At 69.0% G+C, this 26,272-nt stretch carries 28 protein-coding genes; 12 read left to right on the forward strand and 16 right to left on the reverse strand.

Annotation, left to right across the window (positions count from 1 at the left end):
• Window positions 1-32: 32 nt before the first annotated feature.
• Genes TCCBUS3UF1_RS03780 through purE form a run of 3 tightly spaced genes read right to left on the reverse strand, consistent with a single transcriptional unit; the run spans window position 33 to window position 2,782 of the window.
• Window positions 33-1,169: a phenylacetate--CoA ligase family protein gene (locus TCCBUS3UF1_RS03780; RefSeq protein ID WP_014515177.1), complete on the reverse strand. Its 1,137-nt coding sequence runs from the start codon at window positions 1,167-1,169 to the stop codon at window positions 33-35.
• A gap of 21 nt (window positions 1,170-1,190) precedes the next feature.
• The gene (locus TCCBUS3UF1_RS03785; RefSeq protein ID WP_014515178.1) at window positions 1,191-2,291 is read right to left on the reverse strand and encodes a 5-(carboxyamino)imidazole ribonucleotide synthase; all 1,101 of its coding nucleotides are present in this window, start codon (window positions 2,289-2,291) and stop codon (window positions 1,191-1,193) included.
• Complete coding sequence (gene purE / locus TCCBUS3UF1_RS03790) at window positions 2,288-2,782, reverse strand: 5-(carboxyamino)imidazole ribonucleotide mutase (RefSeq protein WP_041433746.1); 495 nt, start codon at window positions 2,780-2,782, stop codon at window positions 2,288-2,290. Before purE ends, TCCBUS3UF1_RS03785 begins: the two co-directional genes overlap by 4 nt.
• A gap of 47 nt (window positions 2,783-2,829) precedes the next feature.
• Between purE and TCCBUS3UF1_RS03795 the strand changes: the two genes are divergently transcribed.
• Both TCCBUS3UF1_RS03795 and TCCBUS3UF1_RS03800 read left to right on the forward strand, forming a co-directional pair.
• Complete coding sequence (locus TCCBUS3UF1_RS03795; protein ID WP_014515180.1) at window positions 2,830-3,789, forward strand: sodium-dependent bicarbonate transport family permease; 960 nt, start codon at window positions 2,830-2,832, stop codon at window positions 3,787-3,789.
• A complete protein-coding gene (locus TCCBUS3UF1_RS03800; protein WP_014515181.1) occupies window positions 3,789-4,091 on the forward strand; it encodes a hypothetical protein in 303 nt (100 codons plus the stop codon). Before TCCBUS3UF1_RS03795 ends, TCCBUS3UF1_RS03800 begins: the two co-directional genes overlap by 1 nt.
• 4 nt (window positions 4,092-4,095) lie before the next feature.
• Here the strand turns inward: TCCBUS3UF1_RS03800 and TCCBUS3UF1_RS03805 are convergent, their stop codons facing one another.
• Window positions 4,096-4,614: a VTT domain-containing protein gene (locus TCCBUS3UF1_RS03805; RefSeq protein WP_014515182.1), complete on the reverse strand. Its 519-nt coding sequence runs from the start codon at window positions 4,612-4,614 to the stop codon at window positions 4,096-4,098.
• A 1-nt stretch (window position 4,615) separates the two neighbouring features.
• Window positions 4,616-5,311, reverse strand: a complete 696-nt coding sequence (locus TCCBUS3UF1_RS03810; protein ID WP_014515183.1) for a membrane protein — start codon at window positions 5,309-5,311, stop codon at window positions 4,616-4,618.
• Between the two features lie 158 nt (window positions 5,312-5,469).
• Here TCCBUS3UF1_RS03810 and TCCBUS3UF1_RS03815 point away from each other — a divergent pair, with 158 nt between their 5' ends.
• The 8 genes from TCCBUS3UF1_RS03815 to gcvPB all read left to right on the forward strand — a co-directional run bounded on the left by TCCBUS3UF1_RS03815 (window position 5,470) and on the right by gcvPB (window position 14,553).
• Complete coding sequence (locus TCCBUS3UF1_RS03815; RefSeq protein WP_014515185.1) at window positions 5,470-5,829, forward strand: metal-sulfur cluster assembly factor; 360 nt, start codon at window positions 5,470-5,472, stop codon at window positions 5,827-5,829.
• 58 nt (window positions 5,830-5,887) lie between these two features.
• Window positions 5,888-7,618 carry an NAD-dependent malic enzyme gene (locus tag TCCBUS3UF1_RS03820; RefSeq protein WP_014515186.1) on the forward strand — a complete coding sequence of 577 codons (1,731 nt, stop codon included), beginning with the start codon at window positions 5,888-5,890 and terminating at the stop codon, window positions 7,616-7,618.
• Window positions 7,619-7,622: 4 nt separating this feature from the next.
• Window positions 7,623-8,507 carry a DNA double-strand break repair nuclease NurA gene (locus tag TCCBUS3UF1_RS03825; RefSeq protein WP_014515187.1) on the forward strand — a complete coding sequence of 295 codons (885 nt, stop codon included), beginning with the start codon at window positions 7,623-7,625 and terminating at the stop codon, window positions 8,505-8,507.
• Window positions 8,508-10,232 carry an ATP-binding protein gene (locus tag TCCBUS3UF1_RS03830; RefSeq protein WP_014515188.1) on the forward strand — a complete coding sequence of 575 codons (1,725 nt, stop codon included), beginning with the start codon at window positions 8,508-8,510 and terminating at the stop codon, window positions 10,230-10,232.
• Window positions 10,233-10,247: 15 nt separating this feature from the next.
• Window positions 10,248-11,297, forward strand: coding sequence for a glycine cleavage system aminomethyltransferase GcvT (gcvT, locus tag TCCBUS3UF1_RS03835; RefSeq protein WP_014515189.1), 1,050 nt, complete (start codon window positions 10,248-10,250; stop codon window positions 11,295-11,297).
• Between the two features lie 18 nt (window positions 11,298-11,315).
• Window positions 11,316-11,702: a glycine cleavage system protein GcvH gene (gene gcvH, locus TCCBUS3UF1_RS03840; protein WP_014515190.1), complete on the forward strand. Its 387-nt coding sequence runs from the start codon at window positions 11,316-11,318 to the stop codon at window positions 11,700-11,702.
• Between the two features lie 113 nt (window positions 11,703-11,815).
• Window positions 11,816-13,132 (forward strand): aminomethyl-transferring glycine dehydrogenase subunit GcvPA, encoded by a 1,317-nt coding sequence (gcvPA, locus tag TCCBUS3UF1_RS03845; protein ID WP_014515191.1) that lies wholly within the window; start codon window positions 11,816-11,818, stop codon window positions 13,130-13,132.
• The gene (gene gcvPB, locus TCCBUS3UF1_RS03850; RefSeq protein ID WP_014515192.1) at window positions 13,129-14,553 is read left to right on the forward strand and encodes an aminomethyl-transferring glycine dehydrogenase subunit GcvPB; all 1,425 of its coding nucleotides are present in this window, start codon (window positions 13,129-13,131) and stop codon (window positions 14,551-14,553) included. The genes gcvPA and gcvPB overlap by 4 nt, the downstream gene beginning before the upstream one ends.
• Before the next feature lie 48 nt (window positions 14,554-14,601).
• Here the strand turns inward: gcvPB and TCCBUS3UF1_RS03855 are convergent, their stop codons facing one another.
• The 10 genes from TCCBUS3UF1_RS03855 to TCCBUS3UF1_RS03900 form a co-directional block, all read right to left on the reverse strand.
• The gene (locus tag TCCBUS3UF1_RS03855; protein WP_014515193.1) at window positions 14,602-15,045 is read right to left on the reverse strand and encodes a rhodanese-like domain-containing protein; all 444 of its coding nucleotides are present in this window, start codon (window positions 15,043-15,045) and stop codon (window positions 14,602-14,604) included.
• 37 nt (window positions 15,046-15,082) lie between these two features.
• Window positions 15,083-15,844, reverse strand: coding sequence for a hypothetical protein (locus TCCBUS3UF1_RS03860; RefSeq protein ID WP_014515194.1), 762 nt, complete (start codon window positions 15,842-15,844; stop codon window positions 15,083-15,085).
• Entirely contained in the window at window positions 15,837-16,424 is a 588-nt protein-coding gene (locus tag TCCBUS3UF1_RS03865) for a 4Fe-4S dicluster domain-containing protein (RefSeq protein WP_014515195.1), read from the reverse strand. The genes TCCBUS3UF1_RS03860 and TCCBUS3UF1_RS03865 overlap by 8 nt, the downstream gene beginning before the upstream one ends.
• Window positions 16,424-18,721, reverse strand: coding sequence for a molybdopterin-dependent oxidoreductase (locus TCCBUS3UF1_RS03870; protein WP_014515196.1), 2,298 nt, complete (start codon window positions 18,719-18,721; stop codon window positions 16,424-16,426). The genes TCCBUS3UF1_RS03865 and TCCBUS3UF1_RS03870 overlap by 1 nt, the downstream gene beginning before the upstream one ends.
• Window positions 18,693-19,220, reverse strand: coding sequence for a molecular chaperone (locus tag TCCBUS3UF1_RS03875; RefSeq protein WP_014515197.1), 528 nt, complete (start codon window positions 19,218-19,220; stop codon window positions 18,693-18,695). The genes TCCBUS3UF1_RS03870 and TCCBUS3UF1_RS03875 overlap by 29 nt, the downstream gene beginning before the upstream one ends.
• 121 nt (window positions 19,221-19,341) lie before the next feature.
• Entirely contained in the window at window positions 19,342-19,938 is a 597-nt protein-coding gene (locus TCCBUS3UF1_RS03880; RefSeq protein ID WP_196793726.1) for a response regulator transcription factor, read from the reverse strand.
• The gene (locus TCCBUS3UF1_RS03885) at window positions 19,935-20,900 is read right to left on the reverse strand and encodes a sensor histidine kinase (protein WP_014515199.1); all 966 of its coding nucleotides are present in this window, start codon (window positions 20,898-20,900) and stop codon (window positions 19,935-19,937) included. Before TCCBUS3UF1_RS03885 ends, TCCBUS3UF1_RS03880 begins: the two co-directional genes overlap by 4 nt.
• Window positions 20,901-20,938: 38 nt before the next feature.
• Window positions 20,939-21,823 carry a riboflavin biosynthesis protein RibF gene (gene ribF / locus TCCBUS3UF1_RS03890; protein WP_014515200.1) on the reverse strand — a complete coding sequence of 295 codons (885 nt, stop codon included), beginning with the start codon at window positions 21,821-21,823 and terminating at the stop codon, window positions 20,939-20,941.
• Window positions 21,801-22,289 (reverse strand): NUDIX domain-containing protein, encoded by a 489-nt coding sequence (locus TCCBUS3UF1_RS03895; protein ID WP_014515201.1) that lies wholly within the window; start codon window positions 22,287-22,289, stop codon window positions 21,801-21,803. Before TCCBUS3UF1_RS03895 ends, ribF begins: the two co-directional genes overlap by 23 nt.
• 60 nt (window positions 22,290-22,349) lie before the next feature.
• Window positions 22,350-23,465: a cytochrome c3 family protein gene (locus TCCBUS3UF1_RS03900; RefSeq protein ID WP_014515202.1), complete on the reverse strand. Its 1,116-nt coding sequence runs from the start codon at window positions 23,463-23,465 to the stop codon at window positions 22,350-22,352.
• 81 nt (window positions 23,466-23,546) lie between these two features.
• Here TCCBUS3UF1_RS03900 and TCCBUS3UF1_RS03905 point away from each other — a divergent pair, with 81 nt between their 5' ends.
• A complete protein-coding gene (locus TCCBUS3UF1_RS03905; RefSeq protein WP_014515203.1) occupies window positions 23,547-24,917 on the forward strand; it encodes an amidohydrolase in 1,371 nt (456 codons plus the stop codon).
• A 25-nt stretch (window positions 24,918-24,942) separates the two neighbouring features.
• Window positions 24,943-25,449 carry a 2'-5' RNA ligase family protein gene (locus TCCBUS3UF1_RS03910; RefSeq protein WP_014515204.1) on the forward strand — a complete coding sequence of 169 codons (507 nt, stop codon included), beginning with the start codon at window positions 24,943-24,945 and terminating at the stop codon, window positions 25,447-25,449.
• Here TCCBUS3UF1_RS03910 and TCCBUS3UF1_RS03915 read toward each other — a convergent pair.
• Window positions 25,433-26,254: a DMT family transporter gene (locus TCCBUS3UF1_RS03915; RefSeq protein ID WP_014515205.1), complete on the reverse strand. Its 822-nt coding sequence runs from the start codon at window positions 26,252-26,254 to the stop codon at window positions 25,433-25,435. The two genes, TCCBUS3UF1_RS03910 and TCCBUS3UF1_RS03915, sit on opposite strands and share 17 nt — an antisense overlap.
• Window positions 26,255-26,272 lie beyond the last annotated feature (18 nt).

Genomic DNA, 26,272 nt, shown 5'->3' on the forward strand with positions numbered 1-26,272 from the left:
CCCGGGGTTATGAGAAGAGAATAACAAGCTGGCTAGAAGCGGCGGTCCAGCACCATCCCTCCCTCCAGCTCCCCCACCAGTTCCACCTCGTCCACCCGCAGGCCCGTGGCCCGCTGGATGGCCTCGAGGAGCCCAGGGGGCACCTTCTCCGCCTTGAGGCGAAGGACCAGCTTGTCCGTGCCCTCCAGCTTCCGCTCCACCACCACCTGGAACCCCTTGGGGTCCAGGCCGAACCCCCCCAGGATGGGGGCCAGCTCCGTGGGGTAAAGCTTCACCCCCTTGACCTTCACCATGAGGTCGGTGCGGCCAAAGACCCCCCGGGGGAGGAGGGTGAGCCCTTCCCGCCTCTCGGCGATGGCCAGGTCCCCGGTGCGGAAGCGGACCATGGGCATCAGGGTGCGGCTTAGGGCGGTCACCACCAGCTCTCCCTTTTCCCCATCCGGCACGGGCTTGAGGGTTTCCGGGTCCAGCACCTCCAGCACCGCCATCTCCGGAATCTCCCAAAGCCCGTCCTTGGCCAGGCTCTCCCCGGCCACGATGCCCAGCTCGCTGGTCCCGTAAGCGTCCAGGGCCACACCCCCCAGGGCCGCCTCCACCCTCTCCCGGAAGCCGGGCACGGAGGTGAAGGGCTCCCCCCCGGCCAGGAGGAGGGGGAAGCGCCCCCCGGCCTGCCCCACCTTGAGGGCGAAGGAAGGGTTGGTGACCAGGACCTCAAAGCCGTAGGCCTGGCCGATCTCGGCGATGCGGGCCGCCTCTCCCGGCCCGTGGGGGAAGACCAGGTTCCCCGCCCGCCACAGGGCCTGGTGGAAGAGCCAGCCCCCGGCGAAGACGTGGTAGCTGAAGGCCACCAGGACCCTTTTCCCCACCAGGCCGAGCCTGCGGTAGTGCTGGGCCAGGGCCTCCGTCTGGTGGCGGAGGTCCTCCTGGGAGAGGTACTCCGGCATCCAGCCCATGAGGGGGCTAGGGGTGAGGTGCATGAGGCTGGCCCCTTCCGGGGGCTGGGGGTGGGCCTTGAGGTAGGCCACCCACTCCTCCCGGGTGGTGAGGGGGAGGGTGTGCAGGTTGTCCAGGTCCACCCCCTCGGGGTCCACGTCCTTGAGCTTTTCCCGGTAGACGGGGTGGGCCTTGGCCGAACGGATAACCTCCCTGAGCCTGGCGATGCGTTCCATCCTGGCCTCCTTTGCCGGGGATTATACCCGGGAGGGCTCGGCCAGGGCCAGCAGGCGGGGCAGGTCCTTGGCCAGGGCCTCCGGGCCTTCCCGGCGCAGGGTGATGTGCCCCACCTTGCGTCCGGGGCGCACCGCCTTGCCGTACCAGTGGAGGTGGGCTCCCTCCACGGCCAGCACCTTGGCGAAGGAGGGCTTGAGGCCGATGAGGTTCACCATGGCGCTATACCCCCTAGGGGCTGTGCTCCCCAGGGGGAGGCCCAAGATGGCCCTAAGGTGGTTGGCGAACTGGCTGGTCTCCGCCCCCTCCAGGGTCCAGTGCCCGGAGTTGTGCACCCGGGGGGCCATCTCGTTGAAGAGGAGTTCCTCGCCTACCTGGAAGAACTCCAGGGCCAAGACCCCCACGTACCCCAGGGCCTCTAGGGCCTTCCTGGCGTACGCCTCGGCCCGGGCCTGGAGGGTGGGGGTGAGGCCCGGGGCCGGGGCCAGGGAGAGGCGGAGGATGCCCTCCCGGTGGTGGTTTTCCACCAGGGGGTAGAAGGCCACCTCCCCGGTGCGCCCCCGCACCGCCAGGAGGGAGACCTCCCGGGTAAAGGGGACGAAGGCCTCGAGGATAAGCCCCTCCCCTCCCAGGGCCCAGAAAGCGGCTTCCGCCTCCTCCTGGGTGCGCACCAGGGCCTGGCCCTTACCGTCGTACCCTCCCCGGCGGGTCTTGAGGAGGGCGGGGAGGCCCACCTGGGCCAGGGCTTCCTCTAGCCCGGAAGGGGTGTCCACCTCCCGGAAGGCCGGGGTGGGCACCCCTAAGCCTCGCATGAAGGCCTTCTCCCGAAGCCGGTCCTGGGCCACCTCCAGGGCCTCGGGCGGCGGGAAGACGGGGAGGTTCTGGGCAAGGAAGCGGGCTGCCCCCACGGGCACGTTTTCAAACTCGTAGGTCACCAGGTCCAGGCCCTCGGCGAAGCCCTTGAGGGCCTCCTCATCCCCGTAGGCCCCCACCCGAAGCTCCCCCACCTGCCCGGCGCAGGCCTCGGGGGAAGGGTCCAGGAAGCGGAAGGTGAGGCCCAAGGGATAGCCGGCCAGGGCCAGCATCCGCCCCAGCTGCCCGCCCCCCAGGATGCCCACCCTCACGCTTCCTCCCGGGGGTCGGGGTGGCGGAGCACGGCCTCCGTCTGGGCCTTGCGGTAGGCCTGGAGGCGCTCCATCACCTCTGGGTGGGAGAGGCCCACGATGCTGGCTGCCAGGAGGGCGGCGTTCACCGCCCCCGCCTTGCCGATGGCCAGGGTGCCCACGGGGATGCCCGCGGGCATCTGCACGATGGAGAGAAGGGAGTCCAGGCCCTTCAGGGCCTGGCTTTCCACGGGCACCCCCAGGACGGGCAAGGGGGTGTGGGCCGCGGTCATCCCCGGGAGGTGGGCCGCCCCCCCGGCCCCGGCGATGATGACCATAAGCCCCCGCGCCTGGGCGCTTTTGGCGTACTCGGCCATCAGGTCCGGGGTGCGGTGGGCGGAAACCACCCGCACCTCGTAGGGGACGCCCAGGGCCTCGAGGGTCTCCGCCGCATGGCGGAGGGTGGCCCAGTCGGACTTGGAGCCCATGATTACGCCCACCAAAGGCCGCATCGTACCGGATTGTACCAGCCCCTCCCGCCCGTGGTAGAAGGCGGGGTATGGACGCCCTGGAGCTCCTGAGGCTCAACCTCCTCTCCCCCATGGTCCTGGCCTTCGCCCTGGGGGCCGTGGCCCGGCTGGTCAAGAGCGACCTCGCTTTCCCTGAGGCCATGTACACCGCCCTCTCCGTCTACCTTCTCTTCGCCATTGGCTTCAAAGGGGGGGTGGAGCTCTCCAAGACCCCTTTGGCCGTCCTCCTCCTTCCCGCCTTGGCCACCTTGTTCCTGGGCCTCTTCCGCCCCCTGGTAGCCTACGGGCTTTCCCGGCGCTTCCTACGGGTGGGGCGGGCGGACGCCGGGGCCCTGGCCGCCCATTACGGCTCGGTTTCCGCGGTCACCTTCCTGGCCGCCCTTACCTTCGCCCAAGGGGTGGGCCACCGCCCCGAGGGCTTCCTGCCCACCCTGGTGGCCCTCCTAGAGGTTCCGGGCATCGTTCTGGCCCTTCTTTTGGCCAAGCGGGGGGGCGGGAGCCTGGGGGAGGCCCTCCAGGAGGTGCTCACCGGCAAGAGCGTGGTCCTCCTCCTGGGGGGGCTATGCGTCGGGGCCCTTTCCGGGGAGGCGGGGATGGAGCGGGTCAAGCCCTTTTTCGTGGACCCCTTCTACGGGGCTCTCACCCTCTTCCTCATGGACCTCGGCATGGTGGCTGCCTCCCGCTTCGCCGCCTTGAGGCAGGTGGGCTTCCGCCTGGTCCTCTTCGGCACCCTCCTGCCCCTCTTCCATGGGGCCCTGGGGGTTTACCTGGGCCACCTGGTGGGGCTTTCCGTGGGGGGGGCCACGGTGCTTGGGGCCATGGCGGCCAGCAGCAGCTACATCGCGGCCCCGGCGGCGGTGCGCATCGCCCTGCCCGAGGCCAACCCCAGTTTGTACCTGGCGGCCAGCCTGGCCGTGACCTTTCCCTTTAACCTGGTCTTGGGCATTCCCCTGTACCATGCCCTGGCGGTCTGGATGGGAGGCCGGTGATGGACCTGGTGCCCTTGAAGCTGGTGACCATCGTGGCGGAAAGCCTTTTGGAGAAGAAGCTGGTGGAGGAGATCAAGCGCCTGGGGGCCAAAGGGTACACCATCGTCCCCGCAAGGGGGGAGGGTTCCCGGGGGATGCGCAGCGTGGACTGGGAGGGCCAGAACATCCGCTTGGAAACCATCGTGCCCGAGGAGGTGGCCCTGAAGATCCTGGCCCGGCTTCAAGAGGCCTACTTCCCCCACTACGCCGTCATCGCCTATGTGGAAAACGTCTATGTGGTGCGGGGGGAGAAGTACGTGTGAGGCCTCAAGGCCGCTTCCGCAGCAGGGGGAGGAGGGCCAGGAGGAGAAGGGCGGGCCATAGGAGCCAGGCCGGTACCTTTTGCCCCAGGACGTAGGCCAAAAGCACCAGGCCCTGGGTCCAAAGGAGGCTGCCCAGGGCGCTCAGGAGGAGGTAGGGGAGGAAGGGGAACCCCAAGGCCCCCAGGAGGAGGGGCAGGGCGGTGCGCAGGCCCGGCACGAAGGGGGCAAGGAGGAGGGCCGAGGGGCCAAAGCGGAGGAGGACCCGCTCCCCCCGTTGCCAGAGGTCCTGGGGCAGGCGGGGCTTGAGCCTACCCCCCAGAGCCCGTCCCAGGGCGTAGCCCAGAAGGTGGCCCAGGGCGCTTCCCAGGAAGAGGAGGGGCAGAAGGGGGAAAAGGGATAGCTTCCCCTCTCCCGCCAGGGCCCCCAGGAAGAGGAGGAGGGTATCCCCCCCGGGCACCAGGAAGCCCAGGGGGAAGCCCACCTCCAGGAAGAGGACCAGGGCGGGGAGGAGGTAGGCCAGCATCTCAGGAAGGCTGGGGCGCGGGCTTTCTCAGGGCCCAGAGGCTTCCCAGGAGGAGGACGGCCAGGATGAGGAGGCTAAAGGCCTCCTTGTCCAGGCCCAGGGCCAGCTCGGGCCGGTGCAGGGTTTCCTTGGCCAGCTTGTCCCAGCCGCCCAGGAGGAGCTTCACCCCTGCCAGGCCCACCACCACGTAGGCCAGGTGCTTGAACCGGGGGTAGCGATCCAGGAGGCTCACCACCAGGCTGGCCAGCATCCTCAGGGCCAGGATGCCCAGGAAGACCCCGGTGTAGATCACCCAGAGCTTATCGGAAAGGGCCACGGCCACCAGGACCGAGTCCACGGCGAAGGCCAGGTCCATGAGCTCCACCTGGGCCACCACCTTCCAGAACTGGGCGGCGCTGACCTCCAAGGGGGGTGGGGCGTGGGCCTCCTCGGGCTTGAGGAAGTGCCGTAGGGCGATGTAGAGCAGGTAGGCTGCCCCTAGGACCTGGACCCACCAGAGCTTGATCACCAAGGCGGCGAAGAGGAGGGCCAGGCCCCGGAGCACGTAGGCCCCCAGGATGCCGTAGAAGAGGGCCCTGCGCCGTAGGGAGGGGGGGAGCTTCTGGACGATCACCCCCAGGATGAGGGCGTTGTCCGCGGACAGGATGACCTCCAGGGCCACCAGGATGAGGATCACCGAGAGTACGCCGGCTTCCATGCTCTACCTCCAAAAGAAAAGGCCACCGCTCCTTGCGGTGGTCTTGCCCAGGACCCCTTGGGCCCTCCGGTCCCCCGGGGCCTCGTGCCCGTCCTGACGAGGGACCGGCTTGGGGCTACTCCCCAACCGGGGCCATTATACCAAGCCCGCAAAAGGAGATGGGCTTTCCCGGGTATACTGGGGCCATGGACGCGCCGGTGCAGGTGCCCACCAAGGAGCAGGTCCTCGAGGCCCTGAAGGTGGTCTACGACCCGGAGATCCCGGTGAACATCGTGGACCTGGGCCTGGTCTACGACGTGCAGGTACACGAAAACGGCGTGGTGGATGTGACCATGACCCTCACCGCCATCGGCTGCCCGGCCCAGGACGTGGTCAAGGCCGATGCCGAGATGGCCGTCATGCGCCTGCCCGGGGTGCAGGGGGTGAACGTGGAGTTCGTCTGGACCCCCCCTTGGACCCCCGCCAAGATGACCGAGGAGGGCAAGCGCATGATGCGCATGTTCGGCTTCAACGTGTGAGCCCCCCTGGGGCGTTCCTCCCCTGGCGGAAGGGCAGGGGCGGTGGGAGAATGGGGCCATGCCGGTCAGCCGCTACTACGACGTCAAGCGGGACGAGCGGGGCGAGCGTTACCTGGAGCCCTACGTGACGGGCTTCCTCCTCCTCAGGCTTCCCCTCCTCAACAAGGGCACGGCCTTCACCGAGGAGGAAAGGCGGGCCCTGGGCCTGGAGGGCCTTCTTCCTCCCCACGTGAACACCCTGGAGGAGCAGAAGGAGCGGGTCTACCGCCGCTACCGCCTCATCGGCACCCCCTTGGAGAAGCACATCTACCTGCGCCACCTCCAAGACCGCAACGAGGTCCTCTTCTACGCCCTCCTGGTGGACCACCTGGAGGAGATGCTCCCCATCCTCTACACCCCCACGGTGGGGGAGGCGGTGCGGGAGTTCTCCCACATCTACCGCTACCCCCGGGGCTTTACCGCCAGCACCGAGAACATCCAGCGGGTGGAAGAGGCCCTGGCCAACGTCCCCCTGGAGGAGGTCCGCCTCATCGTGGCCACCGACTCCTCGGCCATCCTGGGCATCGGGGACCAGGGGTACGGGGGGATGGCCATCAGCATCGGCAAGCTCACCCTCTACACCGCCGTGGGAGGGGTAGGGCCCGACAAGACCCTGCCCGTGGAGCTGGATGTGGGCACGGACCGGGAGGACCTCCTCAAGGACCCCCTCTACCTGGGGGTGCGGCACCGGCGGCTTAGGGGGGAGGCCTACTACCGTTTCCTGGACCGCTTCGTGGAGGCGGTGCGCAAGCGCTACCCCAAGGCCCTCATCCAATGGGAGGACTTCGCCAAGGAGGCCGCCTTCCACGTGCTGGAGCGCTACCGCAAGGTGGTGCCCTCCTTCAACGACGACATCCAGGGCACGGGGGCGGTGGCCCTGGCGGGGGTGCTCTCCGCCTGCCGCCTGAAGGGGGAGAGGCTTTCCGGCCAGGTGGTGGTGGTTTACGGCGCGGGGGCCGGGGGGATCGGGGTGGCCTGGGCCCTGGTGGAGGGGATGAGGCGGGAAGGGCTTTCCGAGGCCGAGGCCAAGGCCCGGGTGCTGGTCTTGGACTCCAAGGGCCTCCTGGTGGAGGGCCGCAGCATGGAGGCTTACAAGAGGCCCTACGCCCAGGCCCAGGAGCGGCTTGCGGGCTGGCGGTTCGCCGGACCTTACCCAAATCTATTGGAAACCATACAGAATAGCCGGGCCACCGTTCTCCTGGGCCTTTCCGGCCAGGGGGGAAGCTTCACCGAGCCCCTGGTGCGGGCCATGCTGGAAAACACCCAGCGCCCCGTCATCTTCCCCCTTTCCAACCCCACCTCGGCCTCCGAGGCCCTGCCCGACGACCTCGTCTACTGGACGGAGGGAAGGGCCCTGGTGGCCGCGGGAAGCCCTTTTCCCCCGGTGGGCTACATGGGCCGGACCATCCCCGTGGGCCAGGGGAACAACGCCTTCATCTTCCCCGGGCTGGGCCTGGGGGCGGTCCTGGCCCGGGCCCGGGAGGTGACGGACGGGATGGTCCTGGAGGCGGCCTACGCCCTTTACGACTACACCCGCACCCACTTCCCCGAGCTCCTCTACCCCCCTGTGGGGAGGCTGCGCGAGGTCTCCCCTTATGTGGCCGCCCGGGTGATGCGCAAGGCCCTGGAAGAGGGGGTGGCTGAGGAAGAGAGGGTGCAGGGCCTTTCCCTGGAAGGACTCCTGGCCTTTGTCCAGGGCCGTTTCTGGGAGCCCAGGTACCTCCCCTACCGCCCGGCCCCGGTAATCTAGGGGCATGGCCTGGCGGCTTTACACCCTGGGGCTTCCCCCCCTCGAGCCCAGGGAAGGCTTCCCGCAAGGGGCGGAGCCCGAGGGGTTTTTCCCCCTCGAGGCCCCCTGGCAGGCCAGGGCCGCCCCGCCTGTACCCTGGCCGGAGCCCCTTTACTTCCTGGATGGCCGGGAGCGGGCCGAGGCCCTGGTGGCCCAAGGGAGGCGGCTCGCCCTCCTGGGGTGTGTGGCCGCGGGGGCGGTGGTCTTCTCGGGGGGCAGGATGCGGCTTCTCTCCCCGGTGGTCCGCCGGGTGGGGGTGGGGCTCGAGGAGGCCTTAAGGGTGGGGGAACTCCTTTACGAGCCGGCTCCCCCAGCGGGGGAGGGCCTTGAAGGCCTGCAGGAGGGGCTTGGGCAGGCCCGGGCCGCCCTGGAGGAGGAGGTGGCCCGGGGCTTGGCGGAGGGGCTTTTGGTGGTGGATGGCCCCGTGCGCTTTACCCGGCCAGGGCCGGTCCTGGGGTACATCAAAACCCACTGGGCCCGCTACCTGCCCCAGGCGGAGGAGGCCCTCCTCCCCGCCCTGGGCCCTGGGGAACGCACCCCTGCTTTCCGGGTGCGCCGGCGGGGGTTGGAGCTGGCCAGCTGGTACCTGCGCCTTCCCCTGCCCCCCGAGGGGGTGCGCCCCCCCCAGGCGGGGCTTCTCCGGGTGGAAACCCCCTTGTCCGGGGATTTCCGGGCCTTGGCCGACCTCTCCTTGGCCCTGTTCCCGGCCCTGGCCTCCCATCCGGTCAAGGACCCCCGGGCCCCCCAGAACCTCCTGCCCGTGGGGGGGTTGGAGCGGGAGCTCTCGCGCCGCATGGGAAGCCCGGAAGTGGTGGGCCGTATCCTGGCGCGGCATCTGGGAGGTGGGTAGGTGGAGCGGATCGGTGTGGTCTTGGGTAGCCGCGAGGCCACCCCCCTGGGGTTCTGGGTGGGGGTGGCCGAGGAGGGGCTTTTGCGCCTGGACGATCTGGTGGTGGCCGAGGGCTTCCACCCCAGGCTGGGCCGGGTGCGCTACTTCGGCATGGTGGACCACGTGGCCAAGGTCCACGAGGGGCAAAGCTACGATACCGACGTCTTCCTGGCGGTGGAGGGCCGCATCCCCGTGAGCCTGGCCTATGTGGCCCACGTGAGCGTGACCCGCATCCTCCCCGAGGAGTACCTCCCCCCCGACCCTGGTTCCCCCGTCTACCTGGCCCAAGGGGCCGACCTGGAGCTTGCCCTCTACTACGAGGCCATGCGGAACCAGCGGGGGAGCACCAAGCTCCCCGCCGGCTTCCTCAAGAACGGGGAGGTGGCCTACCTCAACCTGGAGTTCCTCAACGGGGCCAAGGGGGGGCATGTGAACATCTCCGGCATCAGCGGGGTGGCGGCCAAGACCAGCTACGCCACCTTTCTCCTCAAGAGCCTCCTGGAAAGCGGGGTGCTGGCCGAGGCCCACCAGGCCAAGGTGCTCCTCTTCAACGTCAAGGGGGAGGACCTCTTCTTCCTGGACAAGCCCAACGCCCGCCTCACAGAGGAGGCCAAGGAGGAGTACCAGCGGCTTGGGCTTTCCCCCACCCCCTTCGCCAGCGTGGCCTTCCTGGCCCCGCCCAAGAAGGAGGGGTACCTGCCCGACCTGGATACCCGGCTGGAAGGGGTGCGGGCCTACCACTGGGACCTGGTGCAGTTCGCCCAGCGGGGCCTCCTCCCCTTCCTCTTTGCCGACAAGGGGCTCATGAGCAACCTGGGCTTCCTCCTGGTCCACGTGACGGAGAAGCTGAGGCGGCTTGCCAAGGACCAGCAGGGCCCCCATCTCCTGGTGGAGGACTGGCCGGGGGAGGACCTGCCCGAAGGGATGACCTTTGACGCCCTGGGGAAGGTGCGCCTGAAGAGCTTCCCCGAGCTGGTGAGCTACCTGGAGTACAAGCTCTTGGGCCCGGAAACCGGGGAGGGGGAGGGGGACAGGACCTGGACCGCCCGGCAGGCCCGCCCCACCCTCGAGGCCTTCCTCCGCCGCCTGCGGGCCAGCGTGGAGAACGTGGCCCACCTCATCCGCGGGGACCGGCCCGGCAACCCCCCAGACCCCCTCTCGGGGCCCCAGGTGCACGTGGTGGACCTGGCCAAGCTCTCCCCCCAGGGGCAGATGTTCGTGGTGGGGAGCCTGCTGCGCCAGATCTTTGAGCGGAAGGAGCGGGGGGAGTACAGGGGGCCGGTCTTCATCGTCTTGGACGAGCTCAACAAGTATGCGCCCCGGGAGGAGGAAAGCCCCATCAAGGACGTGCTCCTAGACATCGCGGAACGGGGCCGCTCCCTGGGGGTGATCCTTATCGGGGCCCAGCAGACCGCAAGCGAGGTGGAGCGCCGGGTGGTGGCCAACGCCGCCATCCGGGTGGTGGGCCGGCTGGATGCCGCCGAGGCCGAGCGCCCCGAGTACCGCCACCTCCTCCCCTCCTTCCGCCAGCGGGCCCTGATCCTGCCCCAGGGCTCGGTGATCCTCTCCCAGCCGGAGATCCCCGTGCCCCTTTTGGTGCGCTTTCCCTTCCCCGCCTGGGCCACCAAGCGGGAGGAGGTCTTGGAGGACAACTCGGCGGAAACCCTCAGGCGCGAACTCCTTTAGTAGGATGGCCTTGCCATGAAGCGGACCCCTCTTTACGAGGCCCACCTGCGCCACGGAGGGCGCATGGTGGCCTTTGCCGGCTACGCCCTGCCCCTGCAGTACACCTCCATCGTGGAGGAGCACCTGGCCGTGCGCCGGGGGGCGGGGGTGTTTGACGTGAGCCACATGGGGGAGTTCCTGGTGCGGGGGGAGGAGGCCCTGGCCTTTTTGCAATGGGCCACGGCCAACGATGCCTCCAAGCTCAGGGTGGGGCGGGCCCAGTACTCCATGCTCCTCAACGCCCAGGGCGGGGTGGTGGACGACATCTACCTCTACCGCCTCGAGGAGGCGGCCTACCTCCTGGTGGTGAACGCCGCCAACATCGCCAAGGACTGGGCCCACCTCCAGGGGCTGGCCCAGGGGTTCCGGGTGGAGCTTGAGGACCTTTCCGAGGGGACGGCCCTCCTGGCCCTGCAGGGCCCCAAGGCGGCGGAGATCCTCCAGGGCCTTACGGAGGCGGACCTCTCAAAGAAGCGCAAAAACGACGTCTTCGCCGCCCAGGTGGCGGGCCGGCCCGCCCGGCTTGCCCGCACTGGGTACACGGGGGAGGATGGGTTTGAGCTTTTCCTGGCCCCGGAGGACGCGGAGGCGGTCTTTGAGGCCCTGCTGGCGGCGGGGGCGGTCCCGGCGGGATTGGGGGCCCGGGATACCCTCCGCCTCGAGGCCGGCTTTCCCCTCTACGGCCACGAGCTCACCGAGGCCACCAACCCCCTCTGCACCCCCTGGGCCTGGGTGGTGAAAAGGGAGAAGGCCTTTTTCGGCAAGGAGGCGGCCTTGGCCCAGGCCTGCCAGGAGGAGGTGGTGGGCCTGGTCCTGGAGGTGGGCCTGCCCCGGGAGGGATACCCTGTGCTTTCGGGAGGCCGCCCCGTGGGCCGGGTGACCAGCGGCGGCTACTCCCCCCTCTTGGGAAAGGGCATCGCCCTGGCCTGGGTGGAGCGGGGGGCCCAGGGGCCCTTCTTCGTGGAGGTGCGGGGGAAACCGGTGGGGGCTTCCCTTAGCCCCTTGCCCTTTGTGCCGCTAAAATAGCGGGGGTTAGGAGGCGCTATGGACATACCCAAGGACCGCTTTTACACCAAGAGCCACGAGTGGGCCCTGCCCGAAGGGGACACGGTGCTGGTGGGCATCACCGACTACGCCCAGGATGCTCTGGGGGACGTGGTCTATGTGGAGCTCCCCGAGGTGGGACGGCGGGTGGAAAAGGGCGAGGCGGTGGCCGTGGTGGAAAGCGTCAAGACGGCTTCTGACATCTACGCCCCCGTGGCGGGGGAGGTGGTGGAGGTAAACGCCGCCTTGGAGAAGAGCCCGGAGCTCATCAACCAAGACCCCTACGGGGAGGGCTGGATTTTCCGCCTGCGTCCCGTGGACATGGGGGACCTGGACGAGCTCCTGGACGCGGAAGGCTACGGGGAGGCTTTGGCAAGCGAGGCCTAGGCGGGTATGGTCGGGTGGGGACCGGGCTTCCTCCCGCGGCCCTTAGCCGGGGAAGCGGTCCCTCTGTGGGCCCGGGCCAAATGACCCGGGCCTTTTGTTTGAAGGATAGACCTATGGACTATACGCCCCATACGGAAGACGAAATCCAGGAGATGCTGGCCAAGGTGGGGGCGGCGGGGCTGGAAGACCTCTACCGGCACCTGCCCGCCGGGATCCTGAACCCCCCCCTGCATCTGCCCGAGCCCATGCCCGAGTGGGCGGTCTTGGAGGAGCTGAGGCGGCTGGCCGAAAGGAACCGGCCCGCCTTCAAGGCCTTCCTGGGGGGCGGCATCCGCAGCCACCACACCCCGCCCGTGGTCCAGGCCCTGGCCTCCCGGGGGGAGTTCCTCACCGCCTACACCCCTTACCAGCCCGAGGTGAGCCAGGGGGTGCTGCAGGCCACCTTTGAGTACCAGACCATGATCGCCGAGCTCACGGGCCTCGAGGTGGCCAACGCCTCCATGTACGACGGCGCCAGCGCCCTGGCCGAGGGGGTCCTCCTCGCCCTGAGGGAAACGGGCCGGATGCGGGTCCTGGTCTCCCAGGGGGTCCACCCCGAGTACCGGGAGGTCCTCAGGGCCTACCTGGAGGCGGTGGGGGCCGAGCTCCTCCTCCTCCCCTTGCGGGAGGGCCGGACCCCTCTGGCGGAGATTCCTGAAGGCGTGGGGGCGGTGGTGGCCCAGAACCCCAACTTCCTCGGGGCCCTGGAGGACCTGGCCCCCTTGGCCGAGGCCGCCCACGGGGCGGGGGCGCTCTTTGTGGCGGTGGCGGACCCCCTTTCCCTGGGCCTCCTCAAGCCCCCTGGGGCTTATGGGGCGGACATCGCCGTGGGGGATGGGCAGACCCTGGGCCTGCCCATGGGCTTTGGCGGCCCCCACTTCGGCTACCTGGCCACCAAGAAGGCCTTCGTGCGCCAGCTCCCTGGCCGCCTGGTTTCGGAGACCCGGGACGCGGAGGGGCGAAGGGGGTATATCCTCACCCTCCAGGCCCGGGAGCAGTACATCCGGCGGGCCAAGGCCAAGAGCAACATCACCACCAACGCCCAGCTCACGGCCCTCATGGGGGCCATGTACCTGGCGGCCTTGGGCCCCGAGGGGCTAAAGGAGGTGGCCCTCAAGGGGGTAGCCATGGCCCACCGCCTCCACGCCCTTCTCCTGGAGATCCCCGGGGTTTTGCCCTTCACCCCCAAGCCTTTCTTCAACGAGTTTGCCCTGTGGCTGCCCAAGCCCGTGGGGGCGGTGCGCCGCGCCCTCTTGGAGCGAGGCTTCCACGCCGCCACCCCCGTGCCCGAGGAGTATGGGGCCAACCTGGCCCTCTTCGCCGCCACCGAGCTGCACGAGGAAGCCGATCTCCTGGCCCTGCGCCAGGCCTTGGCGGAGGTGTTGGCATGAACTACCCCACCCTGTTTGAGCGGAGCCGCAAGGGGCGGAGGGGCCTCCGCCTGGTAAAGGAGGTGCCCCAGGCGGAAGACTTGATCCCCAAGGCCTTTTTGCGGGAGACCCCGCCCCGCCTGCCCGAGGTGGATGAGCTCACCCTGGTGCGCCACTACACCGGGCTTTCCCGCCGCCAGGTGGGCGTGGACACCACCTTCTACCCCTTGGGCTCCTGCACCATGAAGTACAACCCCAAGCTCCACGAGGAGGCGGTGCGGCTTTTCGCCCACCTCCACCCCTATCAGGACCCGGGGAGCGTCCAGGGGGCCTTGGCCCTCATGTGGGAGCTGGGGGAGTACCTGAAGGCCCTCACGGGCATGGACGCCATCACCCTGGAGCCGGCGGCGGGGGCCCACGGGGAACTCACGGGAATCCTCATCATCCGCGCCTACCACGAGGACCGAGGGGAGGGGAGGGCGCGGCGGGTCGTCCTGGTGCCGGACTCCGCCCACGGTTCCAACCCCGCCACGGCCAGCATGGCGGGGTATGCGGTGAAGGAGATCCCTTCCGGGCCCGACGGGGAGGTGGACCTCGAGGCCCTCAAGCGGGAACTCGGTCCCCACGTGGCTGCCATCATGCTCACCAACCCCAACACCCTGGGCCTCTTTGAGAGGCGCATCCTGGAGATCGCCCGCCTCAGCAAGGAGGCCGGGGTCCAGCTCTACTACGACGGGGCCAACCTGAACGCCATCCTGGGCTGGGCCCGTCCAGGGGATATGGGCTTTGACGTGGTGCACCTCAACCTGCACAAGACCTTCACCGTGCCCCACGGCGGGGGCGGGCCCGGGTCGGGTCCGGTGGGGGTGAAGGCCCACCTGGCCCCCTACCTCCCCGTGCCCCTGGTGGAACGGGGGGAGGAGGGGTTCTACCTTTCCTTTGACCGCCCCAAGACGATCGGCCGGGTCCGGAGCTTCTACGGCAACTTCCTGGCCCTGGTACGGGCCTGGGTCTACATCCGCACCCTGGGGCTCCCCGGCCTCAAGAAGGCCGCGGCCCTAGCCGTCCTCAACGCCCGCTATCTGCAGGTCCTTCTCAAGGAGAAGGGCTACCGGGTGCCCTACGAGGGGCCCTGCATGCACGAGTTCGTGGCTCAGCCCCCCCAAGGTTTCAGGGCCTTGGACCTGGCCAAGGGCCTCCTGGAGCTCGGCTTCCATCCCCCCACGGTCTACTTCCCCCTGATCGTCAAGGAGGCCCTGATGGTGGAGCCCACGGAGACGGAGAGCAAGGAGACCCTCGAGGCCTTCGCCGAAGCCATGGGCGAGCTCCTGCAAAAGCCCAAGGCCTGGCTGGAAGGGGCCCCCTACTCCACCCCCGTCCGCCGCCTGGACGAGCTTCAGGCCAACAAGCACCCCAAGCTTACCCACTTTGACGAGGGCTAGATCCCAAGGGGGGCGGGGCCAAGGCCCCGCCCCCCTTGGGCCTGGGGGTTACTTCTCCACGGGCAACTTGGCGTCGCTCCAGGCCTTGAAGCCGCCGATGATATTCTTCACGTTGTAGCCTTGGCCCTTCAGGAAGACCAGGGCCATGCCGCCCCGGTGGCCGCTGCCGCAGTAGACGATGATGGGCTTAATGCCCTTGGGCAGCTCGCCCATCCGCTTGGGCAGCTCCCGGACGGGGATGTTGACCGCTCCGGGGATCCTGCCGGCCTGGAACTCGTTGGGCTCCCGCACGTCCAGGATGAACACCTCCATGGTGTCCATCATCTGCTTGGCCGCGGCGGGCTGCAGCCCGTAGAAGTCCGTGGGCAGGTTGGTCAGGAAGCTGCCCACCTCCCGCACCGTGAGGGCGGAGAAGGTCACCGTGGTGGCCTGTGCCAGAACCGGAAGAGCCAGGAGGAGACCGAACCAAGCCAGCTTCTTCATGCCTTTCATCGCGTACCTCCTTTGCATTCCTTAGGGGTTTCCTCCCCTAAAGGCCAAGACCTTGCCACTGGCCCACGAAGACCAGGAGGGCCCGCAGGCCAGCCGCCCCCAAAAGCCCCGCCCAGGGGGCGAAGCGCTCGTGCCAGAAGGTGCCAAGCCCCAGGAGGAGGAAGAGGCCATAGAGAAGCCCTCCCTCCTCCAGCAGATGCTCCCGGGCCTCCCCGGTAAGGGTGAAGGGGTAGAGGAGGGCCAGGAGCAAGGAGGCCCCCGCCAGAAGGCGCAAGGGGTAAAGGGCCCAGGGGCTTTGCAGGAGGGCCGCCAGGCCCAGGGCCAGGACCAAGGCGGTGAGGGGGAAGAGGCCGGCCATGAGCCCGTTCCACAAGGGACGGTTCAGGTTGACCGCCAGGGCCATGCCCGGGTAGGAGAGGGCCACCAGGCTGAAGAGGAGGAGGGCCCAACTGAGGATCCTCTGGGGCCCTTTCCCCAGGTAGAGGAGCCCCCCGGAGAGGAAGGCCAGGGCCAGCCCCCAGGCCCCCCACCAGATGGGGCTTTGGGGATGGAAGGAAAGGAAGAGCCAGACGTGGGTGAAGCGGAAGCGGGCCGGGGACTCGGCCCAGAGGACGAAGAGGTCCAAGGCGATGAGCCCAAGGGCCAAGAGGGTGTAGCGCCGGGCCTCCTCCTGCCCCCTTAGGTGGAGGAGGGCGGCCAGGAGGGCCACGCCTCCCGCCAACCCCACCAGGACGAAGTGGAGGGCGTTGGTCCAGTGCCAGAACTCGCCGGCGTTGGGGAAGCCGTAGAACTCAGTCATGGCGCACCTCGCTTTCCCGGGAGAGCCCCTTCTTGGAGGGGGCGTTGAGATAGAAGAGCTTGGGCCTTGTCCCTTGTTCGGGCCGGAGCACGTCTACCCGTTCCGCTGCCCGCAGGGCCTGGGAGACCGGGCTTTCTGGGTCGTCCAGGTCGCCGAAGGTGCGGCAGTAGGTTGGACAGGTCTCCACGCAGGCGGGCACCTTTCCCTGGGCCAGGCGGTGGGCGCAGAAGGTGCACTTGCTCACGTAGCCTGCCGGGTGGAGGTAGCGGGCATCGTAGGGACAGGCAGCGATGCAGGCCCCGCAAGCGATGCACTTCTTGGGATCCACCAGCACCAGGCCCTCCTGCGTCTGGTAGCTGGCCCCTGTGGGGCAGACGGGTACGCACGGGGGGGTTTCGCAGTGCAGGCACTGCTCGGGGCGGAACTCCACCACGGGGTGGGGGTAGCTTCCCAGCTCCCGTTCCCGGATCCAGAGGTTGAAGACCCCCGGGGGAACCTCGTTTTCCATCTTGCAGGCCACCGCACAGGCAGCGCAGCCCACGCAGAGGCTTAGGTCAATGGCCATGGCGTAGCGGGGCATCACATCCTCCTTTCGTCAAAGGGCCGCTTGGCCAAGGCGGTGAGGGCGGGCAGCTTGGGGCGCTCGGCCTTTTCCAGCTTCACGAAGTTCACCCGCAGGCCGGCGCCGCCCGAGATGGGATCCAGCTTGTACCGGGTCTGCAGGTAGCTATCCGAGGCCCCGCGGCCATGGGCGATCCGCATCAAGGGGGCCTTGTGGCCGAAGCCGTGGACGATGAAGACGCAGTCCTTGCGGATCCTCTCCGTGGCCTTCACCCGTACCGGCCCTTCCTTGGCCCCGTCCTGGTTCACCAACATCACGTAGTCGCCGTCCTTTAGGCCCAGCTTCCGGGCTTCTTCCCTGTGGATCCAGACCTCGTTCTCCGGATCCATCTCCATCAGGACCCAGTTGTTCTGGGTACGGGCAAAGGTGTGGACAGGGCTTCTGCCGTAGAGGAGCCGGTAGAAGCCTTCCGGAGGCTCCTCAGGCGGGGTGAAGACCGGCAGGGGTTGGTGGCCGGCTTCCTTGAACTTCTGGCAGTAAAGCTCGATCTTGCCCGAGGCGGTGCCGAAAGGCAGGCGGCCTTCCTTCTCCCAGTCCTCCAGCCAGGGCTTGCCCTTTTGCACCAGGGTGCCCATCCCCTTGAGGGTTTCCAGGTCAAACCCGACGCTCTGCAGGCGGGTGTTCAGGTACTCCTCGATGTCCTTCCAGGGGAAGTAGGGTTCCAGGCCCAGGCGCACCCCCAGCTCCCGGGCGATCCACCAGCCCGGCTTGGTGTCAAAGAGGGGCTGGTGGGCGGGGGCCCGGAGCTGGATGAAGGGGGTTTTGTGGGCGATGGCCACCAGGTCGTCGTAGCGCTCCAGGTAGGTGGCCTCGGGCAGGATCACGTCCGCCCACATGACGTGTTCCTGGGGCAGGATGTCGATGGCCACGTAGAGGTCCAGGTTCTTCAGGGCTTCCTTGGTGCGGGGCACGTTGGGGATGGAGTGGAAGAGGTTGATCCCGTAGGCGATGAGCCCCTTGATGGGGTAGGGCTGCCCCGTGATCATGGGCTCAATCAGCTCCTGAATGGCGGTGGTGCGGGCGAAGAACTTGCCCTTGTCCGCCCGGGGCTTGAAGCCTTCGGGCTCGTGGTCCCCGCCGGAAGGCCCCGAGCACCCGCCCGCTGCCGGCTCCAGGGGCAGCGGCGGGGTGGGGTACTTCTCCAGGTAGGGGCTTTGGGCGATGTAGAAGCCCCCGGGGCGGCCGTAGTTCCCCAGGAGGACGTTCACGTAGTAGAGGGCCATCATGCGGTAGGTGTCGTCCCCGTACCAGACGGTGTGCCGCGTGGGGGGAAGGACGGCCTGGGGCTTGTGGGCCGCCAGCTCCCGGGCCACCTCCCGGATCACCTGGGCGGGGATCTCCGTGTGCTTCTCCGCCCATTCGGGGGTGAAGTCCTTCACGTGGGCCTTCAGCTCCTCAAATCCCGTGGTGTACTTGGCCACGTAGGCCTTGTCGTACAGGTCCTCGTAGATGAGGACGTGGATCCAGGCCAGGAGGAGGGCGGTGTCGGTGCCGGGCTTGATGGGGAGCCAGCGGTGGGCCTTGGCGGCGGCGGTGGAGAAGCGGGGGTCCACCACCACCACCTTGGCCCCCCGCTTCAGGGCCAGGGCGAAGTCCTGGAGCTGGGTGTTGTGGGTGTCCTCGCCGATGTGGTGGCCGATGAGGACGATGTAGCGGGCGTTTTCCCAGTCCACGGGTTCGTGGCCGCCGATGGGCCTGCCAAAGACCCACTGGGAGGCCACCTCCCGGGGGGCGGTGCAGAGGGAGACCGAGGGCTTGGCGGCGTTGGGGCTGCCCCAGGCGGCGGGGAGGAAGTCCACGAACCAGGTGTCCCCGGTGCCGTGGCCAAAGAAGGCGATGGCTTCTGGGCCGTACTTTTCCCGGATCTCCAGCATCTTCTTGGCCACGTAGTCCAGGGCTTCCTCCCAGGTGGCCACCCGGTACTTGCCCTCGCCCCTGGCCGACCCCTCCACCCGGATGAGGGGCCGTTTCAGGCGGTCGGGGTCGTAGGTGGTCTGGGGCATCCCCTGGCCCCGGGGGCAGAGGCGGCCCCGGCTTTTGGGGTTGCCCTCGTAGCCTTCCACCTTGTACACCCGGTTGCCCACGGCGTGGGCCACGATGCCGCACCGCCAGAAGCACCCCTCGCAGATCTGGTAGACGGTGCGGACCTCCTGGGCGTGCCAGGGGGCCTTCACGGCCTTGGCGGGACCGCTGCCTCGCAGGGCCAAGGCTCCCGCGCCCAGGGCGCTAAGCTTCAGAAACTCCCGTCTTTGCATGGACAGCCTCCTCTAAAAGGGCCACCAGCGCAGCGTAGAAGCCGGTGGGATCATGGTCCTTTACCGCTTGGCCATAGCGTTCCAGCCAGGGCCTCAGGAACTCCTGGACCAGGCGGCGGGCGAGGTCGGGCCGCCTAGGGTTCAGGAGGGCGATGGCTTCCCCCAGGGCGGCCAGGTGGTCGGGGAGGTCGCGCCAGGTTTCCTGGACCTCGAGGCCCCCCTCCCGGTAGAGGGCCAGGAGGCGGTGGTAGGAGGGGCCGAAGAGCTCCCCGTCCAAGGCGTAGCCGGCGTAGGGCGGGGCGGGAAGCCCACGGGGATGGGTGACGAACAGGGTGGTGTAGGCCGCCTGGAGTTCCCCAGGGGCCACCTGGGGCAGGGCCACGGGGTGGCCGGTGAGTTCCTCTAGGGCCTCCTCCAGGGTGCCGGCGGCCAGCTCCCGGAAGAGGGCTTCCCCCGGTGGGGAGAAGAGGCTTGCCGCGACCCAGCCCAGGAGTTCCATGCTCCACCTCCTGGCCCTAAGGGTAGACCTTGCCCTTTCCCTCACGAGAGGGAAGGTTTCCTCGCCTCCTGTCGGAAGGCCTCCTAAGGCAAATGTCCTTGGGAAAAATGTCCCAAAAGGCCTAGGCCAGGCCGTGCTCCCGGGCCCAGCGGACCAGGTCCGGGGTGTCCAGGAGACCCAGCTTGTTGAGGGCCCGCTGCTTGTAGGTGGAGGCGGTTTTCACCGAAAGCCCCAGGCGCTCGGCGGCCTGGGAGAGGGTATACCCTTGGGCCAGGAGGGCCACCACGGCCCGCTCCCGCTCGGAGAGGGCCTCGGGGCCGGGCGTGCTCTGGCCGGCAAGGAGGGCCTCGGTGAGGCTAGGGTGCAGGTAGCGTAGGCCCCGCCCCAAGCGGTCCAGGGCCTCCAACAGGTCCTGGTCCAGGGCGTGCTTGGGCAGGTAGCCCCGGGCCCCCAGGGCAAAGGCCCGGGCCACGTAGGCGGGCTCGTCGTGCATGGAGACCACCAGGACCTTGGCCCGCTGGGCCAGCTGGGGGAGGGCCTCCAGGCCCCCCATCCCCGGGAGGTTCAGGTCCAAAAGGACCAGGTCCGCCTCCCAGGGGGAGGCCAGGGCCTCCTCGGCGGTGGCGAACTCGGCCACCACCGGGTGGCCGGCCTCCTCCAGGAGGAGGCGGAGGCCTTTGCGCACCAGGTGGTGGTCTTCCACCAGCACCGTCCTCACAGGGGCACCCCGAACTCCACCCGGGTCCCGTGGCCGGGGCAGGAGCGGAGGTGGAGGCTTCCCCCCAGGCTCTGGACCCGTTCCTGCATCCCCAAAAGCCCCACCGAGGGCGGGGTTTTTTCCGGGTCAAAGCCCATGCCGTCGTCTTCCACCACGCCAAAAAGCCGGTCCCCGTCCCGCCATAGCTCCACCCTGACCCTCTGGGCGTGGGCGTGGCGCAGGACGTTGGTCAGGGCCTCCTGGACCACACGGAAAAGGGCCACCTCCTTTTCCTTGGGCAGGGGGGGGAGGTCCAGCCTGGCCTCCACCTGTAGGCCGCTTTTGCCGTACTCCTCCAGATAGCGCTGGAGGGCCTCCTTGAGGCCCAGGTCGTCCAGGAGGGGCATGCGCAGTTCCCGGGAGAGCCGGCGCACCTCCTCCAGGGCTTCGGCCACCCGGGCCCGGGCCTCGGGAAGCTTCTCAGGCCGCTTCTCCGCCACCTTCAGGGTGAGGAGGGCAGCGGTGAGCAGGCTGCCCACCCCGTCGTGGAGTTCCCGCCCCACCCGGCGGCGTTCCTCCTCCTGGGCGGAAAGGAGCTTGCCGGCCAGCTCCAGTCCTGGGCGCCTCAGGGCCAGTTGCAGGAGGGCCGGCAGGGCCTCGGGGGGCTTTTGCCCCTCTTCCAGGCTCAGCACCAACACCGCCACCACCCGCTCCCCCTGGTGCACCGGCAGGGCCAGGAAGGGGCCTTCCTCCACGGCCTCCTTGCGCCGGAGGGCTTCTTGGGCCAGGTGGCGGGAGTGGGCCACCAAGGGGCAGGTGGTGCGGCAGGCCTGCATCTGGGAGAGGGTGAGGTTCTCCCCCACCCAGTAGGCCTCGCCGCAGCGGATCACCCCTGCCTCCTCCAAGGCCGCCAGGGCGCGGCGGAAGATCTCCTGCCGCCCCCTGGCTCCCGCCAGGGCCTCGGCCAGCCGGGCGCAGTCCATACCCTTAGCCTAGGGCTTCCGTCCGGGGAAAGGTGTCCCTATAGCCCAAAATAGGCCCGGGCCGCCGCCACGTCCTCCGCGATCTGGGCCTTCAGGGCCTCGAGGCTGGGGAAGCGCCGCTCCTCCCGCAGCCGCTTGAGGAACCGGACCCGCACCTCTTCCCCATAGAGTTCCCCGGCGAAGCCCAGAAGGTGCACCTCCAGCCGCCTCTCGCCCCCCCCTAGGGTGGGGCGGGTGCCCACGTTGGCCACCCCCTTGTGGCGGCCAAAGCCTCCCTGGGCCTCCACCGCATAGACCCCTGGGGGGAGGACCTTTTGCGGGTGCACCGCCAGGTTGGCCGTGGGGAAAGAAAGCCTCCTTCCCAGCTTTTCTCCCTCCACCACCACCCCGTAGGCCCCGTAGGGGCGGCCCAGGAGGTGGCGGGCTTCTTCCACCCGCCCTTCCTTGAGGAGCTGGCGGATGCGGCTGGACTTCACCGCCTCCCCCCCAAGGCTCAAGAGGGGCACCACCCGCACCGGGGCCACCTGGGCCAGGTCCTCAGGGCCTCCCCCCCTTCCCTGGCCGAAGCGGAAGTCCTCCCCCACGTGGATGCGGCTGGCCTCGAGGGCCCTTAGGTCCCCCAAGAACTCCTCCGCCGACCGCCGGGCAAAGGTTTCGTTGAAGGGTACGGCCAGGACGAGCTCGGCCCCCACTTCCCTTAGGGCCTCCACCTTTTCCGTCAGGTCCATGAGGAACCCCTCCCCCCGGGTGAAGACCTTGGTGGGAGGGTCAAAGGTGTAGACCAAAAGGGGCTGGTGCAGGGCCTTGGCCTCGGCCAGGGCCTGGCGCAAGAGGTACTGGTGGCCCAGGTGTACCCCGTCAAAGGAGCCCACGGCCACCACCTTGGGGCCCTTGGGGACGTCAGCGACCTCGGAGAAAAGCATGGTAGTAGAGCACCCCCACGATCCCCGTGGCGGAAAACTCCGCTTCCCCCCTCCGGTGCATCTCCAGGGCCTTTTCCGGCTCCAGCCAGACCACCTCTATGGCCTCGTCCTCGTCGGGGGCGGCCTGGGCCTCGCGCAGGTTTTCCGCCAGGAAGACGTGGGCTTTCTCGTCGGTGAAGCCGGGGGAGACGTAGAAGCTGAAGAGGTAGGTCAGGTCCCCCGTGAGCCCGGCCTCCTCGGCCAGTTCCCTTTTGGCGGCCTCCAGGGGGCTTTCCCCGGCTTCCATGAGGCCGGCGGGGATCTCCAGGGGGGCCAAGCCCACGGCGGGGCGGGGCTGGCGCACGAAGAGCATCTTCCCCTCCTTGAGGGCCAAGATGGCCACCGCCGGCTTGTGCTCCACGATCTCGTAACGGCCTTCCAGGGCCAGGCTAAGGATCCGGCCCCGGTAAAGGTAGGTGCGGCTCACGCCTCCCATGCTAAGGGAAAACCCCCGGGGTAGGCCCGGGGGCTAGGGCGCCTTTCCCCCTTAGCGCAGGGCCTCCGCTGCGGCCAGGAGGATGGCCCGGGTGTAGGTGGGGTTGTGGATGCCCTTAGAGCCGTCGTACTTCACCAGGATGTAGTTCCAGGCAGCCCGCACCACGGGGTCTTTGGTGGAGAAAACGGGCTGGCCCTTCTCGTCCCGGATGTCCCCCAGCTGGCTGTAGAGCACGGTCCCGTCGGTGAGGTCCATCTTGAAGGAGAGCTGGCCGCCGATGGTGGTGATGTCCACCCGGTAGACCGGGGCCTTCACCGCCACGTTGGGGGTGAACTGGCCGTTGTCGGGGTTGTAGGCCCGCACGGTCTTGATGCGGTCCCGCACCGCCAGCACCTTGGCGTTCACCAGGGTGCGCACCAAGGACATCAGGTACTCGGTGTTCTCCTGGACCATCTCCTTGGTGTACTTGGCCCCGTGGCAGGAAGCGCAGAGGTTTTCCGGGGTCTTGAAGGTGTGGCTGGTGTAATCTCCCTTGCCCGCCAGGCTCATGTGGCAGGTGGAGCAGGAGCCCCCCGTGAAGAAGGCGTGGGCGTTGTTCCACTCCCGGGTATCGTCCACGAAGTAAGCGTTCTTGCCCAGGAGGATGTCGGCCTCGGCGGAGTAGTGGGGGGAGGTGTACCGCCCGGCGTCGGCGGCGTTCCAGGTGATGCGGCCGTTGCGGGTGTTGTGGCAGGCGATGCACAGCGCCCCGCTACCCACGCCCACCGCCCGGAAGCCCGAGGGGAGCATGGGGGTGTCCTGGGCCAGGCGCAGGTCCCCATCCTCGTCGTGGCAGGTCTGGCAGGTGATGGGCTTCACCTGGCCTTGGGTGAGGCCCAAGGACTTCAGGTAGTCCACCGTGGCCGCCTTGCCGTCCGGGCCCACCAGGTTGCCTGGGTTCCCCTTCTTCAGCTGGGCCAGCCAGGCCACAAACCCCTGCTCGCTGTGGCAACGGGCGCAGTGGGCGGCGTTTTCCGCCCGCACCTCCACCGTGGCCTGCGGTAGGCTCTTGGCCCCCATCACCCCGTTGTTGTGGGCGCTGCCCTCCCACTCCTTTTGGATGGCCTCCTTGCTGGAAAAGGCCACCATCAGGCCGAGGGCCAAGAGGGCCAGTAAGGCTTTTTTCATAGGCGCCACCTCCTTACGGCTCTAGCTCACACCCCTACTATGACCTAAGTCAAGGGTAATATGTCCCGGTAAGCTTAGGGCATGTGGCTCACCGACGGCCGGCAAAGCCTGAAGCTCCAGGGGGAGAGGATCGCCCGGGTGGAGCCGGGGGCCAGGGGCCTCCGCCTCGAGGCCATCACCCCAGGCCTCCAGGACGCCCACGCCCACCCCCTCTACTGGGGGGTGGCCCTGCGGGGCCTGGACCTGGAGGGGCTGGCCGAGCCCGCCCGGGTGGCCGAGCGGGTGGCCGAGCGGGTGCGGCGCCTTCCCCCTGGGGCCTGGGTGGAAGGGCAGGGGTTTCTCTTTCCCGCCCCCCCGCCCCCTGGCCTCCTGGACCGGGCCGCCCCGGAACACCCCGTCTTCCTGCGCAGCCGGGACCACCACTCCGCCTGGATCAACCGCAAGGCGGCGGAGGTGGCGGGCCTGGGGCCGGCCTCGGAGCCCCCTTCGGGCGGCGGGTTCTTGCGGGATGGGGAAGGGGTGCCCTACTACCTCCTGGAAAGGGCCCAGGAGCTCCTCCTGGCCGTCCTTCCCCCACCTTCCCCGGAGGACCTCAGGCGGGGCCTTAGGGACTTTGCCCGCCGGGGGTACACCGCGGTCCACGCCATGGGCTACGAGCCCCCCGAGGCCCTGGACTGGGCCTTGGGCATGGAGCTTCCCCTTAGGCTTTGGTGGGCCCTTCCCCGGGGGGCCTGGCGGGGACGGGAGCCCGGAAGGTACGGGGAGGTGCACCTGGCCGCGGTGAAGTTCTTTGCCGACGGGGCCTTGGGCAGCCGCACCGCCTGGATGCACCAGCCCTACCCTGACGGCAGCTTCGGCCTTCCCTTGGACCCCCTGGAGGCCATCCGGGAGGAGGGGGAGGAGGCGCTGAGGGCCGGCTTCACCCTGGCGGTCCACGCCATCGGCACCCGGGCCGTGGAGGGGGTGCTTGCGGTCTTCCGGGACCTGGCCCCCCTGGCGCGGGCTAGGGGCCTTACCTTGCGGATGGAGCACGTGCAGCACGTGCGGGACGCCGCCTTGCCCGGCTTTGCCGGCCTGCCTGTGGCCCTTTCCCTCCAGCCCCTCCACCTCCTACAGGACCAGCACCTGGTCAGGGCCTATGGCCTTTCCCCCCGGGAGGCCTTCCGCTTCCAGAGCCTCAAGGCCACCGGCCTCCCCCTGGCCTTCGGCTCGGATGCCCCCGTGGCCAAGCCCGAGTACGCCCAGAACCTCGAGGCCGCCACCCGCCACCCCTTGGCCCCGGAGGAGAGCCTGGACCCCGGGGAGGTCCTGGAAGCCCATACCCTGGGGGCAGCCCGGGCGGCGGGCTGGGAGGATGTGGGCTTACGCCCGGGGGCGCGGGCCGACCTCACCCTATGGGAGGGCGGGCGGCCGGTGGGCCGGGTCTACCGGGGCAATCTGGAGCTGTTTTAGCCCTGGGGATGGGTATACTGGCGGCGTGTATGGGGTCTTGGTGTGGCCGCCGGAGAGGCTGGCCCGCTTCATGGAGGAACTTCAGGCTTCCCATGGGGTCAAGGGCTTCGGTCCGCCCCACCTCAACCTGCGCCAGCCCTTTGACTGGCCCTATGAGGAAGAGGCCTTGAAGATCGCCCTCAAGGGCATCCTCCGCGGCCACCCCCCCTTCCGCCTGCGCCTTGGGGGGTGGGGGTATTTCCCCCAGGGGGTGGTCTACCTGCGGGCCTACGGGGGGACTCCCTTTCGGCGGCTTTTTCACGCCTTGGAGCCCCTGGCCCCGCCCCTCAAGGAGATCGAGGGTCCCAGTTACCTTCCCCACCTCACCCTGGCCCTAGGCCTTGGCGAAGCCGAGGCGGCGGACTTGGCCCAGAGGCTTCCCCCCCCGCCCCAGCGCTCCTTTTGGGTGCGGGAGGTGGCCTTGGTCAAGGACCGGGAGGAGGAGGACCTCCTGGAGGTGGCGCGGTTTCCCCTGGCTAGCCTAGGGCGATGAACCCCAAGGCCAGAAGGCAGGTCAGCATCCCGAGTTTGCGGCCAGGGCCCAGGCGTTCTCCCAACAGGAGCCAGGCCAAGAGCACGGTGGTAGCGGGGTAGAAGGAGGAGGCCAAGGCGGCCATGTCCAGCCGCCCTGCCTGGGCGGCCAGAAGGAAAAAGAAGTTCCCCCCGGCATCCCCCAAGGCGGCGAGGAGGACCCAGGGGAGGGCGCCCCTGGGGAGGCCTTTGTGTGGGGGGGAGAGGAGGAGGACCAGGGCGAAGGCGGTGAGCTTGCCTAGGGCCGCGGGCCACAAAAGCCCTTCCACCCGGTCCATGAGGACGTAAAAACCGCCGAAGCCGAGCCCGGCCAAGAGGGCCCAGGGGAGGCCCACGGGGCTGGCGTGGCCTTCGGGCCTCGAGGCCAGCCACACCCCCACAAGCCCTACCCCCAGGCCCAGGGCGGGCAGGGGCCCGGGCCAGCCCTCCCAAAGGAGGCCCAGGGCCACAGGGAGGGCTGCCCCCACCACCCCGGCCACGGGAGCGGCCAGGCTCATGCTCCCCTGGGATAGGGCCCGGTAAAGGCTGTATAGCCCCAAGGTCCCCAAGGCGCCCCCCAGGAGGGCGAAGGGAAGGTCGTGGGGGCGGAAGGGCTCGGGGCCCAGGAGGGCTAGGGCCAGGAAGAGAAGCCCCCCAAGGAGGGAGGTCCAGAGGACCACGGTCTGGGTGCGGGCGGATCGGGAGGCCATCCCGCCCCCGAAGTCCCCCGCCCCCCAGGTGAGGGCGGAGAGGAGGCCAAAGCCCAGGGAAAGCCAGGCGGCTTCCATGGTGGGGCCTGAAGGCCC

This window comes from Thermus sp. CCB_US3_UF1 (assembly GCF_000236585.1).
Lineage (GTDB): Bacteria > Deinococcota > Deinococci > Deinococcales > Thermaceae > Thermus.